The organism is Corynebacterium sp. CTNIH16, assembly GCF_032821655.1.
Lineage (GTDB): Bacteria > Actinomycetota > Actinomycetes > Mycobacteriales > Mycobacteriaceae > Corynebacterium > Corynebacterium marquesiae.
Genome location: NZ_JAVBIG010000005.1, coordinates 143,707 through 157,518 on the forward strand (window position 1 = coordinate 143,707; position 13,812 = coordinate 157,518).

The window sequence follows — 13,812 nt, forward strand, 5'->3', positions numbered from 1 at the left end:
AATCCCAGCGGTTAGGCCGCTATTTCACGCCAGTCGTCCAGCTTGACGCAGGCGCTCCACCGCCGTAGAGGCAAAGTCTTCTTTCACCAACGCCACGTAGTGGTGGTCCTGCCACGCGCCGTCGATATGTAGATTGCGCCGCAAATACCCCTCATGCCGGAACCCGTTGGCAGCCAAGACGCGGCCCGAGGCTGGGTTGTGCTCCAGATAGGTGGCGGTCACGCGGTGCAAACCCACCCGTCCAAAGGCATGGTCCACGCCTAAAGCGGTGGCGGCCGTAGCCACCCCGGCGCCGTGAACCGCGGAGTATACCCAGTAGCCAATCCAGCAATCGCGAATGCTGCCATGCTGAATGTTTCCCAGGGTTACCTGCCCTGCGAATTTCCCCTCCACCTCAATGACAAGCGGGATCACCAGCGCCTCACGCGCGGCGGTGCGCAGGTACATCAGGTGATTCCACCACGCCTGCTGGCTATGCGCCGCCGCCCACGGTGCGGCTTGGGTCGGCTCAACCGGACGGAGGAAGCTTTCATCGTCGATGCGCTGACGCCGCCACTCATGGCCGTCGGAACGCAGCAGGGGGCGCAAACGCATCCGCGCCCCCGAGGGAAAGACAGAAGAGGAGGGAAGCTGGACAAAAGGAGTAGATTCCGGCCACCCCGGATGCATGTCATCGGTGGGGCCGGTAGCAGGATGGCGAAACCTATCCGCCGCGTTGCCGAAAGGATCGAGCATTAGCTGCGCTGGGTCAAAAACAACACATCTACTACATCGCCTGGGCGGATTTCTGTGACCTCTTCCGGCACGCGAATCATGGCGTTGGCCTCTGAGAGGCCGGCCAAGAGGTGTGCCGGGGCACCTGCGGCACCGCCGAGGCCTTCCACCAAGTAGTCCGCGGTTTCGGCATCGCGCATCAGGCGAGCGCGGATGAAGCCGCGCCGGCCGGGGCGAGAATCGATGTGGTTCAACGCGCGGGCACGCACCACACGGCGGTGCGCATTCCGCTTGCCCAGCGCCAAGCGGATAAGCGGGCGGATATACACCTCAAAGACCACAAGCGCGGACACCGGATTGGACGGCAGCAAGAAAGTAGGAATGCGCTCCTCGCCCATCAGCCCAAAACCTTGGACGGAGCCGGGGTGCATGGCCACGCGCGAGGTATCAATATCACCAAGGTCGTCGAGAATCTCGCGGATTGCTTCGGCACCAGCGCCACCCACCGCGCCGGAGATAACCAGCACCTCGCTGCGGGCAATGTGCTTTTCCAACGCTTCGCGGATACGACGCGGCTCACCTTCGGCAATGCCCACGCGGTGCACCTCTGCCCCGGCTTCGCGGGCCGCGGCAGCCAAGGAATAGGAGTTCACGTCAAAGACCTGCCCCAGCGCCGGCTCTTGGTCCAAGTCAACCAACTCGCGGCCAAAGGAAATGATGGTAATACGCGGGCGCGGATACACCAGCACCTTTGAGCGGCCCACCGCGGCTAGAAGGCCAATCTGAGCTGGGCCCAGGACGGTGCCGGAGGATACAGCGACATCGCCAGGCTGGATATCGTCGCCTACCCGGCGCACAAAGTCACCAGAGCGCACCGGGCGGTGGGCGGTAACGCGCTTGCGGCCGCGGTCGGTCCACTCGAGGGGAAGGACGGCGTCGGCAAGCGTGGGCAAAGGCGCACCCGTATATACGCGCACCGCTTGCTTAGGTTGCAAGCGCAGCGGCTGCTTGGAGCCGGCCGGAACCTCACCCACCACGGGCAAGGAACGCTCTACCTCCGGCTGCGGGGAATCCGCATCCTCTTCGCCCTCAGTGGACTGGTTCTCCTGGTCCTTGTGGCGGCGCACCCGCAGACCCCGCTCGCCGCCAATATCCACGGCGCGCACCGCGTAGCCATCGATGGCCGCTTGCGGGAAGCCTGGCAGGGGTTGGTTAGCCTGTACCTGCTCGGCGCACATCAAACCCAGCGCGTTGGAAATACCGATGCGCACCGGCTCCGGCGTCGTCGCCGCATCCGTTACCAGCGCCAACTGGTCATCAACTGAACGCATAAGGTCTATGCCCGCCCTTTCTTCGCTTCCACATCCTTAGCCACTAGGAAATCCCTAGGCTAGGCCGTGCTCGTCCTCATACTCGGCGATGATGTGCTTAATCGCTTTATACAGCGTGGGGCCGTACTTTTCATCGCGCAGGCCAAAGTCCACGTTGGCGGGGATATAGCCGCCGGGATTGCCCAAATCATGGCGCTTTCCTTGGTGGACTACCACGTGGACGGGCTCACCCTCCTCGATGAGGAGCTCGATGGCGTCAGTAAGCTGCAGCTCGCCGCCCTTGCCCGGCTTAATGCGGCGCAGGGCATCAAAGATCTTGCGGTCCAAAAGGTAGCGGCCGGTGGCCACGAGGTTAGAAGGAGCATCCTCTACTGCCGGCTTTTCCACCATGCCCACGACCTTCTTCACGCCAGGGGCATCGGTATCTTCCACGTCGAAGACGCCGTAGTTGTAGGTCTGCTCGCGCGGGACCTCGAAAGCGCATAGCACGCTGCCACCCAATGCCGCGCGCACACGCGCCATATCGGCCATGACGGTGGCGGGCAGCACAATGTCATCGGGGAGCATGACGGCGAAGGAATCCTCGTCTTCCCCAAGGACCTCTTCGGCAAGGCCCACCGCGTGGCCCAAGCCCAGCGGCTTTTCCTGTTCCACCGCAACGGGGTGAATGAGCTGGTTGGCGCGCTTAACCTTGGCCACCTGCTCGTTCTTGCCGCGGGATTCAAGGGTCTCTATCAGCTCGGGAAAAGCCTCGAAGTGGCGCATGACTTCTTGCTTATCGGGCGCGGTAATCACCGCCAGACGGCGCGCACCTACAGAAGCTGCCTCCTCTGCGATGAGTTCGATGCCGGGAGTATCAACAACGGGCAGTAGTTCCTTGGGAACCGTTTTGGTGGCGGGCAAAAATCGGGTGCCCATACCTGCCGCTGGAACTACAACCGTGGTGATTCCGCGGGCGGAATCTTCGCGTTCTATAGCCATGCACAATAGCGTACAACGCCACATTATTTTCCCGTGCACCGCTACGCCGCGGGGTTATGATTTATTTATGACCTCTTCCATTACCGCCAAAAACGAGCTGCGGGCCCGCTTGGTCCAGGCCCGCCGCGAACTATCCTCCGAGGACCACGATGCCTTTACCGCTGGCGTGCGTAAGCATCTCGAATCCGAACTCACCGAGTCCATGACCGTGGCCGCCTACTGGCCTTTGGGTTCTGAGCCCGGTGGTGCGGACTTTGTGCCGTGGCTCAAGGCCCATGTTTCCCGCGTTCTCCTGCCAATTTCCGGCGAGAATGGCACGCTGACCTTTGCCGAATACCGCGGCAAGGAAGCCATGCACACCAGCCCATTGGGTTTGAATGAGCCCCAGGGCCCAAGCTTTGATAGCAGCGTGCTGGCCGAGTGCGATCTAGTGCTCGCCCCCGCCATGGCAGTAGATGCCAAGGGCAACCGCATGGGCAAGGGCGGCGGCTACTATGACCGCGCACTAGAGCCGCTTCCCCACGGTAAGCCGCCGGTTTTCGCCATGGTCTACCCCTCCGAATTCCTAGACGAGCTGCCTACCGAGGACCATGACCGCAAGGTTGATGCCGCCGTCACCGCAGAGGGCATCACCCGCTTCTAGTTTTTAGAGTGCGGGAACCATGCGCGGTTTCGGGCAGTCTAAAAGAGTATGCCCACTTCGCGTATACCCCGCCTCGTTTCCACCCTTCGTACCCCTGGCCACCGCCGCGGCGTTGTAGTGCGCCGCGCCATTGCGGTGGCCCTTCTTATTGCCGCGCTGGCTTCGGCCTTGTCTGCGGCTAAGGAACTGCCGCGCGTTCCCGTCTTTAGCCGCGACCTGCCTGCGGGGGCGGAGCTGGCGCTTGCCGACGTCGACTTGGCCCGCCTTCCTTCTTCTTCCATCCCCGATTCCGCGGTAGCGGCAAATCCAGAAGAACTTACTGGTCGCGTGATTACCGCCGCAGCCGGCAGGGGCGAGGTGATTACCGATGCGCGTCTTTTGGGAGAAGACCTCGTCTCCAGCTTGGTCGGCGGATCGGAAGCCGCGGCTGCGCGGATGATCCCGGTCAAGCTCGCCGAGCCAGACATCATCCCCCACCTACACCATGGCGATACCGTGGACGTGGTGACCGCCGTCGATGCCGCGCCCTCCCCTGCTGGAGAAGGCGAGGCGCCCACAACGCCCACCGCGCGCGTTATCGCCACCGGCGGGCGCGTGGTGTCGACCTCTAGCGCCGAAGGCGAGGCCTCTTCCTCTACGGTTTTGCTCGCGCTGCCCCATGACCATGCCAATGATGTTGCCGCGGCGTCATTAAGCCAGCCGCTCACGGTGGTCATAGTTGGTGATCGCGCTCACCCGCAACAGCGCTAGGCCTTTTCAGCCACAACAGTTGTGGTTGGATACCGCCTACATTAAGGTTTCACGATGCCCATGGTTCACACCAAACTTTAGTTATTCCCAGAAAGGTTCGTGCATATCACCATGCTCAAGGGTTTTAAAGACTTCATTATGCGCGGCAACGTCATCGAACTTGCCACCGCAGTCATCATCGGCTCCGCCTTCACCGCGATCGTCACCGCCGTTACTGACTCCATCATCCAGCCGATCATCAATTCCCTTGGGTCTGCTGAGGTGGACGGCCTAGGCTTCCAGATCACCGACAACAAGAACACCCTCGTGGACTTCGGCGCTGTAATCACCGCAGCGATTAACTTCCTCATCATCGCCGCAGTGGTCTACTTCCTCATCGTCATGCCGCTGAACAAGCTCACCGAGGCCGCTAAGCGCCGCCACGGTGTAGACCCTGAGGCTCCGGCACCAACCTCCGAGGAACTGCTCGCGGAAATCCGCGACCTGCTCGAGGCCCAGAATGTCTCCGATAAGGACATCCCGGGTACCGGCATTGACGGTTCCGCCCCCGGCGCTGCCGACGCCGATTACGGTTCTACCGGCGGCGGCCGCCACCAGGCCTAGTACCCTGCGCTGCATATACAACGCAGAGCCCGCGGTTTCATTTCTCCGGAAGCGAAACCGCGGGCTTTTTGGATACCTCTGTGGCTGCAGACCTGCATCCTGTTTTAGGCACTAGCCGCCGTAGTGTGGGGGCTGATTCTCTCGGTAGAACTGTTCATCGCGCTGGCCGGACTCCCCCTCTGCCGCCGCCGAATCCCCGTCATCGACGGTAACGATTCTCTCTTCATCGGCACCGTGGGCAGCGGGTGCGCCGGGTTTATCAGCACTACGGTCATAGTCGGCAGCAGCAGATTGGCGAAATACTCGCCGGCGATTTCTCCGCGACGTCATAGAAAATTCCCTGCGGTTACTGGACGCTAGATTGCTGCAGCTGGTCAATGAGGTGGTGTACCAGGGGCGCCAAGGTAGCCATGCCATCGCGGACGGCAGCTCGCGAGGAGGCAAGGTTGACCACTACGGTAGAACCCGAAACACCAGATAGGCCGCGGGACGTGCAGGCATCCACCGCGCCGCAGGCTTGGCCAGAAGAACGCAGCGCCTGTGCCACGCCCGGAACCATCTTGTCGATGACAGACCGGGTAGCCTCCGGAGTCTTATCGCGCGGGCCTACACCGGTACCGCCCACGGTGAGGACCACGTCCACGCCACCGACCACGGCGGTCTCAATGGCCTGGCGGATCTTGGATTTCTTGGAACGGACCACGATGGCGCCATCAACACGGAAATTGGCCTCCGCCAGCAACTCACTTACCAACTGCGAAGTGCTATCGGATTGCTCACCAGGATGGTCAGTGACAATCACAATAAGCCCACGGCGCGGGGCAGCAAGGCTATCCTCCTGCTCGCTTGCCAGCAGGAAGGCATCATCGGGTTCGGCAACATCCATCAAGGAATCGCGCCTGGTCGCGCCGTCGGGCTGCGCGGAGTCGGTCACATCGTGCTGCGAATCTGGCATTTTTCTCCTTAAGTTAAGGCATTGAGGCCTTGTGGCGGGGTGAGGTACGGCGCATTTAGCACCTAATGAGGTCTTGCACAGTAATTTACTCGCCTGAGAGGGTTACCTCTACCTGACGAGATTCATCCGAGTCTTCGCGGGTAACCTCCAAGGTCACCGTCGCGCCAAAGTCTTGCGATCGCGCCGCCGCGATGAGCGCATCGGCGTTTTCGATCAGACGATCGTTGACGCGGGTAACAATGTCGCCATCCTTTAGGCCCGCCTTATCTGCTGGGCCACCCGGCTCCACCCCGGCGATGCGGGCACCATTGCCGTCGTCGCGCGCTAGCACCTTCACGCCAAGGGTCGGGTGGGAAACTTTGCCGTCATTAATGAGCTCATCTGCCATGCGCTTGGCAAAATTGGATGGGATTGCAAAGCCCAAGCCAATGGAGCCGCCCTCGCCGGAGGAACTATTAGACAGCGAAGCAATCATGGAGTTCATGCCCACGATATTGCCGTCTCGATCCACCAGGGGGCCGCCCGAGTTGCCAGGGTTTACTGCGGCATCGGTCTGAATGGCGTCAATCAATGAGGACTCGCCACCATCCTGGGATGCGCGCACGGGACGGTTCTTCGCAGATACGATGCCCGAGGTCACGGTAGCATTCAACCCCAAAGGAGACCCCACGGCCACCACCTCCTGGCCTACAGCAACGGAATCGGAGTCGCCGAACTGCAAGAAGGGCAAGTCCTTGACGTCCTTGATCTTCACGATGGCCACGTCCGTATTCGCATCCGAGGCCACCACGTTAGCTTCATGCTTGCTGCCGTCATTCATGGTCACTTGCATCATGCCACCGTGTTCAGCACCGGCAACCACGTGGTGGTTGGTCAGTACATAACCATCTGGGGAGATGACAGAACCGGAGCCTTCAGCCCCACCAGCACGAGTCATCGTCTGGATAGAAACCACCGCCGGCAAAACCTTGGAGGCTACTTCTTCCACAGAACCCTGTTCCGGTTCCTTACCGGTGCTATTGTTTGCCGGCTCAGCCTTGAGGGCTTCATTGACCACGGAGGTATCGTTATTGCCTCCCCCAGAACTCATGCCGACCACAGCGCCGGCAATCGAGCCTGCGGCGATGGCAGCGACGGCCGCCAGTGCGGTGGCGGCGCCCAAGCCGATTTTCTTCTTTTGCTCCGGCTGCGGAGGCAGCGGGGTGACCATCGGCCCTTCCTGCCCCTGACCACTAAAGCTTTGGGTCTGTGGGGCATTCGGATAGGGCCCCAGCGAACCTAGCGTTCGCGGGTCATCGCCTTCAGCACCGCCGCGCGGCTGATTCCAGCCCTGCGAATAGGAACCGGTCTCATACGCCTGCGCACCAGCACCACTATAAGGACCAGTGTCATCGCTGTAGGGGCCAGCATTTCCGGCACCCGCGCCCGGCTGTCCGGTCTCCCCAAAGTTCGGACCACCCTGAACCGGCTCGGCCCTACCCGGACCTTCCTGGGATTCTCCCTCTGGGGAGTTTCCATCAAAGCCGCGGTAATCGTCATTCCTCATGTTCATGAGAAAACTATGCCTCACTTCGCTTGGTCAAGACTGATATTGATCTGCCAACCTACTAGGAATTCCTGGAAGGATGCTGTATTACCTCACCAGTATAAACGCTTGTACGCTAGCCCTGATTAAACCAACGCTGCGCAAAGATTTCACCCCGGTCGCTCGGGTCTTCCTTATCACCCGGCAGCCCCTCATGCGGGTCTGCCAAACCGTCCACGAAAATCTCACCCGGCGCAGGCTTACCCGGCAAAATGACTTCCATGCGGGTGCCACCATCATTAGACTCGCGGATCTTGATCGTGCCATCGTGGCGTTCAATTACCGATTTCACAATGGCCAAGCCCAAGCCCGAGCCCGGCATGGAACGCGCTTCTGCCGAACGGTAGAAGCGTTCAAAGACCTTCTCCCGCTCCTCCGGTGCAATGCCAGGCCCAGAGTCATCAAAGCGCAGGCGCACCTCGTGGGAGGATAGCTGCTCCATGGATACGCGCACCGTGCCAGTTGCCGGCGACCACTTAGCCGCATTGTCCATGAGGTTAAGCGTTGCACGGCCCAATGCGAAGGGGTCGCCGTCCAGCTCCCACGGGATAAAGCGCACCAAGAACTCCACATCGGGACGGCGGCGGCGCGCACGCTCCAGCGAAGCCATCATGACTTCACAAAGGTCAACCGGTTCCGGTTCGCGCTCATTGCCGTCCTCGCGCGCCAAATCAACGAGGTCCCCAATCAAGGTGGAGAGCTCATTCATCTGGGACATCACGTCATCTTCGAGGTCTTTGCGGTCCTCATCGCTCATGCCAAAGCCACCACCGGCGCGATTGAGCATCATCAAAAGCTCAATATTGGTACGCATAGAGGTCAGCGGGGTCTTCAACTCATGTCCAGCATCGGCTACGAACTGAGCCTGCTGCGAACGGGATTCCTGCAGTGCCTCCAGCATCTGGTTAAAGGAGGTGGTCAACTGCGCCATCTCGTCGTTATTGGAGACCTCAATAGGACGCAGGTCGTTGGTCTGCGTCACGTAATCCACCGCTCGCTTCAGCCGGGCGATGGGTTGCATACCGGTTTTGGACACGATGAGGCCGGCAAAAATGGCGAGCAAGATGCCAAGGCCAACGATAATCAGAAGCACCGTGCCCAAGATGGCTATGAGCCCTTGCGTAGGTGCGAGAGACTGAGCGACGACCACGGTAGAGCCGAGATCATGACGCTTGGCCAACACCCGCTCGCCGCCGACGGTACGCACGGAAGTTTCCGTGTAATCCTCCGTCCGGTGGAAGTCCCCGCCCACAGGAATGGTGTCGCCGTAGGAAAAGCTCATGGAGGGCGGTGATAGGGCTACACGGGTGCCAGGGTTATAGGCCTTAAAATCCTTGATTTCCTGGTCCACGTTATCCATGAACCGCGGGTCTTGGCTTTGCCGCAACAAGACATCGGCCTTGGCCTCCAAGCGCTCATCGACGGAGGCAGTAAGGGACATAGAAACTACCCAATACGTTGCCAGCGTCATCAAGGCAACGGCTACGGCCACCACAAGGCCGGTAACAGTAGCAAGGCGCCACCGCAGTGGCGTCCGTGAAGCCCAACTCCCCTGACGATCAGAGAACTCGGTAAGAGGGGTGGACTGTACCTTCCCGGAAGCCACCGCAGGGGAAGCGGGCTTCCTTAAAATCACGAATTAGACTCCCTCAAAACATAGCCCACACCACGGACGGTGTGGATGAGGCGAGCATCGCTCTCGCCCTCCGTCTTCTTACGCAGGTAGCCGATATAGACCTCGAGAGCATTGCCGGAGGTAGGGAAATCGTATCCCCATACTTCTTCCAGGATCTTGCTGCGCGAGAGAACCTTGCGGGGATTTTCCATCAGCAATTGCAGCAGCGCAAACTCGGTACGCGTCAAGGAAATGGCCCGGCCACCGCGGCTTACTTCGCGGGTATCGGCATCAAGTTCAAGGTCCTCGAAGCTAAGCTTGCTTTCCACCGGAGCTTCAGCGGCGATGGAATCTGCAGCGGCACGCCGTACCAAGGAGCGCACGCGGGCCAAGAGCTCTTCCAATGCGAACGGCTTTGGCAGGTAATCATCCGCTCCGGCATCGAGGCCAGCCACGCGATCCGAGACGCCATCGCGCGCGGTCAGAACGAGGATTGGACGATCCCAACCCTCACTGCGCAGGGTACGGCATACTTCTAGTCCATCCATGTTGGGCATCATGACGTCCAGAATCACCAATTCGGGATTCTCAGCGCGCACCGTCTCCACGGCTTCCAAGCCGTCGTTAGCGGTCAGCACTTCGTAGCCGTTAAAGCGTAGGGAACGGCGTAGCGATTCGCGGACGGCTTGTTCATCATCCACCACAAGGATTTTCATAGTCCTAATTATTACTGATGACAGTCAACTTCATGAAGTTAAGGGAAATATTTACCCCCATAGCCCCCCAAATACAGTTAAAACATGCTTATAGGAGGCTTCTAAAGCTAAAAATCCCCGCCCAGCCCTCTAAAGAGAGCGGACGGGGAGATTAAAGAGCGAGCTTAGAACTGCTCTACGTCAACCAGGCCCAGCTTGGCAGCCTTAACCAGGCGGCGCGGGATGCGGACGGTCTGGCCATCGATGGTGACTTCCTGGAGGGCTACATTGTCAGCCTTCCACTGGGAACGGCGTGCGTGGGTGTTCGCACGGGACTTCTTAAACTTAGGAGTTGCCATTTTCTACTCTCCTCCTTACGCGTTCTTCTTCTTGCGGCGTGCCATGCCACCGAAGCGCTGGTTGAAGCGCTCGACGCGGCCGGCGGTATCCATAACGCGCTGTGCACCAGTCCAGAACGGGTGGGACTCAGCGGTAACGTCAACGACGATCAGTGGGTACTCGTTGCCGTCTTCCCACTCAACGGTGCGGTCGGAGGAAGCGGTGGACTTGGTCAAAAAGGAGTGACCGGTACCAGCATCACGGAAGACTACCGGGTGGTAATCCGGGTGAATATCTTTCTTCATATATATTCCCTCAGGGTTGGACTACGGGTCGGTTCCACACGCTTGGTGAGGATCGTGCCCGAGTTGGGACGTACAAATTTCACTCTGTTAACCGCGCGCCGCGTGGCACGGGTCAACAACCTGAATTATCCTACAGCCAACTAACCCATATACGAAATCCCCAACCAGCGGCGACCACTCATTTCACTCACGTTTCTTGCATCACGCCTGGCGGCACCCCACAGGCAAACACCACCCCAGCACGGCAAACGGCCAAGGTGCCGCAGCGAGGCAGCGATTAGGTAATTCGCGCCCGAGGCTGTAAGATTTTCCCTTGCTGTTGTCAAAATATACGTTTTACGCCCCGTCTACTGGTGTTTGACGATGGCGCCGCACCCGCTCACACCTCACTTTTGAGCACTGCCACCCTCACACGGCAGTCGGCGCTTCATTGTCTATAGCCATGATGTGGGCGGCTAGGAGAAAGAAGACCCATGTCGGCTATTTGCCAGGTAACGGGCCGCAAGCCGGAATTCGGCAAGCAGGTCTCGCACTCGCACCGCCGCACTTCGCGCCGTTGGAACCCCAACGTGCAGCGTCGTCGCTACTACCTGCCCTCTGAGGGCCGTACCATCACCCTGAACGTTTCCACGAAGGGCATGAAGATCATCGACCGCGATGGCATCGAGTCCGTTGTGGCTAAGATTCGCGCACGTGGGGAGAAGATTTAAGTATGGCACGTAACGATATCCGCCCAATCATCAAGCTTAAGTCCACTGCGGGCACCGGTTACACCTACGTGACCCGTAAGAACAAGCGCAACAACCCGGATCGCATCACCTTGAAGAAGTTCGATCCGATTGCCCGCAAGCACGTCGAATTCCGCGAGGAGCGATAATCAATGGCTAAGAAGTCCAAGATCGCTAAGAACGAGCAGCGCAAGGAAATCGTCGCCCGCTATGCGGAGCGTCGCGCTGAGCTCAAGAAGATCATCAAGAACCCGAACACCCCGGATGAGGAGCGCCTGGAGGCTCAGTTCGAGCTGAACCGCCAGCCTCGTGACGCTTCCCCAGCCCGCGTACGTAACCGTGACGCTGCCGATGGCCGCCCACGCGGTTACCTCCGCAAGTTCGGCCTGTCCCGTGTCCGTATGCGCGGCATGGCTCACCGTGGTGAGCTGCCGGGCGTTCGTAAGTCCAGCTGGTAAAGGGGTAATTGCACAATGGCTAATAAGCGCAATAACCAAAAGAAGTTCCGTATGGAGCAGAGCCGTCGCCCAAAGAAGAACCCTTTGAAGGCTGAGGGCATCGAGAAGGTGGACTACAAGGACACCAAGACTCTGCGTCTGTTCATCTCGGATCGTCACAAGATCCGTTCCCGTCGCGTCACCGGTTTGACCCCGCAGCAGCAGCGTCAGGTTGCTACCGCAGTCAAGAACGCACGCGAAATGGCTCTCCTGCCGTTCACCACCCGCTAAACAGTAGCTGGGTATCAACAGCGCACTTTTGCCGCTGGCAAGTGTGACACGGTAAAAGAACCATAAGCTTTCGCCGCCTCCCTCCCCGAGGGCAGGCGGCGAAAGTCGTTTTAGCCCTCCTATCCCTTCTGCGCGGCCCACATGCCCGGATCACAGAACCGAAGTGTTAGATTGAAAACATTCGTGCACCCCGCAGCCGGCGGGGAAGCACCGGCCCCGCACTAGTGAAAGGCAGTGAGCAATGGCCCTGCACCAATCCCTACTCGATCTTTCCGAGCTCGCCCCGCACTGCCAGTCCCGCGCTACGGCCCGCGGACTGCTCGCAGAGGCCCAAGATATCTTGCGCAACGCGGTCGCCCACCAGGACAATGAGATTGAATTAGCCAACTGGTATTCCCGGCTGATTACGGATATTGTTCGCTCCCCGGGGGTCAACTCCCCAGTCCGTCTTAGCGGCGCGGCCGCCCGTGGCGACCAGCTGCCCTCCATGCCCGTGGTGTGGATGGGCGACGATGCCGATCTGCAAGAGGTCTTCGCCGATGTCGGTCTCCAAGCTCACGCAGCCACCGATTCCATCGCCGCGCGCGTCGACGCCGGCCTGTCCCTTGGAAGCGGCGGGGAACAAGCACTGCTAGAAGAAGCCTTGGGCCAGCGCCCGCCTGCCCTAAAGATGGTCGATGGCCTGCCGGACCGCGATGCAGCGGTCGATATTAAGGCCACGCTGCTCTCCCCCATTGCAGCTATCGCACGCTGGGCGGCACCTGGACCGCGCCCGACCGTTGACCGCCTGGCGATTGGCGTGGAACGCGATCTGCTTACAGCCGCGGACGCAGAGTCTTTGGACCTAGCGTGGCGCACCGGTTATGCGTTAGAGTTGCGCCGTTGGTATGAGGGCGTTAGCGATCGGCCGGCCACGCTGCGCGATCTTCCGCCGCTGGATCGCACCGCTTATGGTTCGGCGTGCCGCATTGTCTCGGCTGCGTTTGAATCCATTTCCCGGCGGGCAGAAGAATATAAATAGTCTCTACGGTGCGGATTCGGAAGCTGCACCTCATCGGGCATAAGATTGTACAGTTGACTATTAAAAGCGATTTCCCTTTGTGAAAGGAGGCGTCCCACCGCATGGCAGGCAATGTCGGTAGGCCGCGTAAACACAGCCCGCGGCGCAGAGGCAATAGCGCCCGTGAGGAGATCTTGGACGCCTCCTCCGAGCTTTTCACTACCCAGGGTTTTGCAACCACGTCCACGCACCAGATTGCAGACGCGGTAGGCATCCGTCAGGCGTCGCTGTACTACCACTTCCCGTCCAAGACGGAGATTTTCCTGACGCTGCTCAATTCCACCATTGAGCCCTCCCTGGAATTGGCCGATGAATTGGCGGGCACCGACGCCGACCCGGCTCAGCGCCTGTGGTCTTTGGTTGCCGCAGAATCGCGTCTGCTGCTTACCAGTGGCTGGAACGTGGGCCGCCTGTATCAGCTGCCGGTGGCTAATTCTTCGGAGTTCTCCGAGTATCACGAGTCGCGCGACCGCCTGCAGAATCATTTCCGCTCCACCGCCGCCGCCATTGTGGGCGAGGATGACCCCCGCGTGGAGCTTCCCTTCCACATTGCGCTGTCCGTTATTGAGATGCGCCCCAATAACGGCACCCCTCCGTTTGACGCTTCCCAGTCGGTTCCGGAGACTGCCGCCATGCTTGCCGACGCCGCCTTGGCCGTCCTCGACGCCTCCGTCCCCGACAATGCCGAAGAAACTACCTTGGAGCTGCTGAAGAACCGCAACGACTCCATCTCTGCGGCCGCCGCCGCAGCGGCCGACCGCAAGAAGAAGTCGCGCTAGC

The 13,812-nt window shown here is 60.1% G+C and carries 19 protein-coding genes; 9 read left to right on the plus strand and 10 right to left on the minus strand.

Annotation, left to right across the window (positions count from 1 at the left end; genetic code table 11):
• Positions 1-24: 24 nt before the first annotated feature.
• The 3 genes from RAE04_RS06545 to RAE04_RS06555 are packed head-to-tail and all read right to left on the minus strand — an operon-like array spanning position 25 to position 3,026.
• On the minus strand, positions 25-735 hold the full coding sequence (locus tag RAE04_RS06545) for a GNAT family N-acetyltransferase (RefSeq protein WP_269953248.1): 711 nt from the start codon (positions 733-735) through the stop codon (positions 25-27).
• Complete coding sequence (gene glp / locus RAE04_RS06550) at positions 735-2,045, minus strand: gephyrin-like molybdotransferase Glp (RefSeq protein ID WP_317026824.1); 1,311 nt, start codon at positions 2,043-2,045, stop codon at positions 735-737. The genes RAE04_RS06545 and glp overlap by 1 nt, the downstream gene beginning before the upstream one ends.
• Before the next feature lie 54 nt (positions 2,046-2,099).
• A complete protein-coding gene (locus RAE04_RS06555; RefSeq protein ID WP_317026825.1) occupies positions 2,100-3,026 on the minus strand; it encodes a UTP--glucose-1-phosphate uridylyltransferase in 927 nt (308 codons plus the stop codon).
• A 67-nt stretch (positions 3,027-3,093) separates the two neighbouring features.
• On the opposite strand from RAE04_RS06555, the gene RAE04_RS06560 reads away from it, so the two are divergent.
• The 3 genes from RAE04_RS06560 (at position 3,094) to mscL (ending at position 5,022) form a co-directional block, all read left to right on the plus strand.
• Positions 3,094-3,669, plus strand: coding sequence for a 5-formyltetrahydrofolate cyclo-ligase (locus RAE04_RS06560; RefSeq protein ID WP_198492743.1), 576 nt, complete (start codon positions 3,094-3,096; stop codon positions 3,667-3,669).
• Positions 3,670-3,717: 48 nt separating this feature from the next.
• Positions 3,718-4,419 carry an SAF domain-containing protein gene (locus RAE04_RS06565; protein WP_317026826.1) on the plus strand — a complete coding sequence of 234 codons (702 nt, stop codon included), beginning with the start codon at positions 3,718-3,720 and terminating at the stop codon, positions 4,417-4,419.
• 111 nt (positions 4,420-4,530) lie between these two features.
• Positions 4,531-5,022, plus strand: a complete 492-nt coding sequence (gene mscL / locus RAE04_RS06570; protein ID WP_284791889.1) for a large conductance mechanosensitive channel protein MscL — start codon at positions 4,531-4,533, stop codon at positions 5,020-5,022.
• A 111-nt stretch (positions 5,023-5,133) separates the two neighbouring features.
• Here mscL and RAE04_RS06575 read toward each other — a convergent pair whose 3' ends face one another.
• The 7 genes from RAE04_RS06575 to RAE04_RS06605 form a co-directional block, all read right to left on the minus strand.
• Positions 5,134-5,352: a hypothetical protein gene (locus RAE04_RS06575; RefSeq protein ID WP_080970467.1), complete on the minus strand. Its 219-nt coding sequence runs from the start codon at positions 5,350-5,352 to the stop codon at positions 5,134-5,136.
• A gap of 16 nt (positions 5,353-5,368) precedes the next feature.
• Complete coding sequence (locus RAE04_RS06580; protein ID WP_225747299.1) at positions 5,369-5,977, minus strand: molybdenum cofactor biosynthesis protein B; 609 nt, start codon at positions 5,975-5,977, stop codon at positions 5,369-5,371.
• Between the two features lie 85 nt (positions 5,978-6,062).
• Positions 6,063-7,529: a S1C family serine protease gene (locus RAE04_RS06585; protein ID WP_317026827.1), complete on the minus strand. Its 1,467-nt coding sequence runs from the start codon at positions 7,527-7,529 to the stop codon at positions 6,063-6,065.
• Between the two features lie 109 nt (positions 7,530-7,638).
• Positions 7,639-9,198 (minus strand): HAMP domain-containing sensor histidine kinase, encoded by a 1,560-nt coding sequence (locus RAE04_RS06590; protein ID WP_317026828.1) that lies wholly within the window; start codon positions 9,196-9,198, stop codon positions 7,639-7,641.
• On the minus strand, positions 9,195-9,893 hold the full coding sequence (locus tag RAE04_RS06595; protein ID WP_284786491.1) for a response regulator transcription factor: 699 nt from the start codon (positions 9,891-9,893) through the stop codon (positions 9,195-9,197). Before RAE04_RS06595 ends, RAE04_RS06590 begins: the two co-directional genes overlap by 4 nt.
• Before the next feature lie 164 nt (positions 9,894-10,057).
• Positions 10,058-10,231, minus strand: a complete 174-nt coding sequence (gene rpmF / locus RAE04_RS06600; RefSeq protein WP_005279913.1) for a 50S ribosomal protein L32 — start codon at positions 10,229-10,231, stop codon at positions 10,058-10,060.
• Between the two features lie 15 nt (positions 10,232-10,246).
• Positions 10,247-10,516 (minus strand): type B 50S ribosomal protein L31, encoded by a 270-nt coding sequence (locus tag RAE04_RS06605; RefSeq protein WP_005323793.1) that lies wholly within the window; start codon positions 10,514-10,516, stop codon positions 10,247-10,249.
• A 473-nt stretch (positions 10,517-10,989) separates the two neighbouring features.
• Between RAE04_RS06605 and rpmB the strand changes: the two genes are divergently transcribed.
• The 6 genes from rpmB (at position 10,990) to RAE04_RS06635 (ending at position 13,811) form a co-directional block, all read left to right on the plus strand.
• On the plus strand, positions 10,990-11,226 hold the full coding sequence (rpmB, locus tag RAE04_RS06610; protein ID WP_005279911.1) for a 50S ribosomal protein L28: 237 nt from the start codon (positions 10,990-10,992) through the stop codon (positions 11,224-11,226).
• A 2-nt stretch (positions 11,227-11,228) separates the two neighbouring features.
• Positions 11,229-11,393: a 50S ribosomal protein L33 gene (gene rpmG, locus RAE04_RS06615; RefSeq protein WP_005279910.1), complete on the plus strand. Its 165-nt coding sequence runs from the start codon at positions 11,229-11,231 to the stop codon at positions 11,391-11,393.
• A 3-nt stretch (positions 11,394-11,396) separates the two neighbouring features.
• Entirely contained in the window at positions 11,397-11,702 is a 306-nt protein-coding gene (gene rpsN, locus RAE04_RS06620; protein ID WP_005279906.1) for a 30S ribosomal protein S14, read from the plus strand.
• A 15-nt stretch (positions 11,703-11,717) separates the two neighbouring features.
• Positions 11,718-11,972 carry a 30S ribosomal protein S18 gene (gene rpsR / locus RAE04_RS06625; protein WP_005279904.1) on the plus strand — a complete coding sequence of 85 codons (255 nt, stop codon included), beginning with the start codon at positions 11,718-11,720 and terminating at the stop codon, positions 11,970-11,972.
• 241 nt (positions 11,973-12,213) lie between these two features.
• The gene (locus RAE04_RS06630; protein ID WP_317026829.1) at positions 12,214-12,993 is read left to right on the plus strand and encodes a putative nucleotidyltransferase substrate binding domain-containing protein; all 780 of its coding nucleotides are present in this window, start codon (positions 12,214-12,216) and stop codon (positions 12,991-12,993) included.
• A gap of 101 nt (positions 12,994-13,094) precedes the next feature.
• Positions 13,095-13,811 (plus strand): TetR/AcrR family transcriptional regulator, encoded by a 717-nt coding sequence (locus RAE04_RS06635; RefSeq protein ID WP_284786486.1) that lies wholly within the window; start codon positions 13,095-13,097, stop codon positions 13,809-13,811.
• The last annotated feature ends 1 nt before the right edge of the window (position 13,812 follow it).

Excerpts from the sequence above, each read along its gene's own strand:
- RAE04_RS06545 (WP_269953248.1), bottom strand. The coding sequence starts at position 735 with ATGCTCGATCCTTTCGGCAACGCGGCGGATAGGTTTCGCCATCCTGCT.
- glp (WP_317026824.1), bottom strand. The coding sequence starts at position 2,045 with ATGCGTTCAGTTGATGACCAGTTGGCGCTGGTAACGGATGCGGCGACG.
- RAE04_RS06555 (WP_317026825.1), bottom strand. The coding sequence starts at position 3,026 with ATGGCTATAGAACGCGAAGATTCCGCCCGCGGAATCACCACGGTTGTA.
- RAE04_RS06560 (WP_198492743.1), top strand. The coding sequence starts at position 3,094 with ATGACCTCTTCCATTACCGCCAAAAACGAGCTGCGGGCCCGCTTGGTC.
- RAE04_RS06565 (WP_317026826.1), top strand. The coding sequence starts at position 3,718 with ATGCCCACTTCGCGTATACCCCGCCTCGTTTCCACCCTTCGTACCCCT.
- mscL (WP_284791889.1), top strand. The coding sequence starts at position 4,531 with ATGCTCAAGGGTTTTAAAGACTTCATTATGCGCGGCAACGTCATCGAA.
- RAE04_RS06575 (WP_080970467.1), bottom strand. The coding sequence starts at position 5,352 with ATGACGTCGCGGAGAAATCGCCGGCGAGTATTTCGCCAATCTGCTGCT.
- RAE04_RS06580 (WP_225747299.1), bottom strand. The coding sequence starts at position 5,977 with ATGCCAGATTCGCAGCACGATGTGACCGACTCCGCGCAGCCCGACGGC.
- RAE04_RS06585 (WP_317026827.1), bottom strand. The coding sequence starts at position 7,529 with ATGAACATGAGGAATGACGATTACCGCGGCTTTGATGGAAACTCCCCA.
- RAE04_RS06595 (WP_284786491.1), bottom strand. The coding sequence starts at position 9,893 with ATGAAAATCCTTGTGGTGGATGATGAACAAGCCGTCCGCGAATCGCTA.
- rpmF (WP_005279913.1), bottom strand. The coding sequence starts at position 10,231 with ATGGCAACTCCTAAGTTTAAGAAGTCCCGTGCGAACACCCACGCACGC.
- RAE04_RS06605 (WP_005323793.1), bottom strand. The coding sequence starts at position 10,516 with ATGAAGAAAGATATTCACCCGGATTACCACCCGGTAGTCTTCCGTGAT.
- rpmB (WP_005279911.1), top strand. The coding sequence starts at position 10,990 with ATGTCGGCTATTTGCCAGGTAACGGGCCGCAAGCCGGAATTCGGCAAG.
- rpmG (WP_005279910.1), top strand. The coding sequence starts at position 11,229 with ATGGCACGTAACGATATCCGCCCAATCATCAAGCTTAAGTCCACTGCG.
- rpsN (WP_005279906.1), top strand. The coding sequence starts at position 11,397 with ATGGCTAAGAAGTCCAAGATCGCTAAGAACGAGCAGCGCAAGGAAATC.
- rpsR (WP_005279904.1), top strand. The coding sequence starts at position 11,718 with ATGGCTAATAAGCGCAATAACCAAAAGAAGTTCCGTATGGAGCAGAGC.
- RAE04_RS06630 (WP_317026829.1), top strand. The coding sequence starts at position 12,214 with ATGGCCCTGCACCAATCCCTACTCGATCTTTCCGAGCTCGCCCCGCAC.
- RAE04_RS06635 (WP_284786486.1), top strand. The coding sequence starts at position 13,095 with ATGGCAGGCAATGTCGGTAGGCCGCGTAAACACAGCCCGCGGCGCAGA.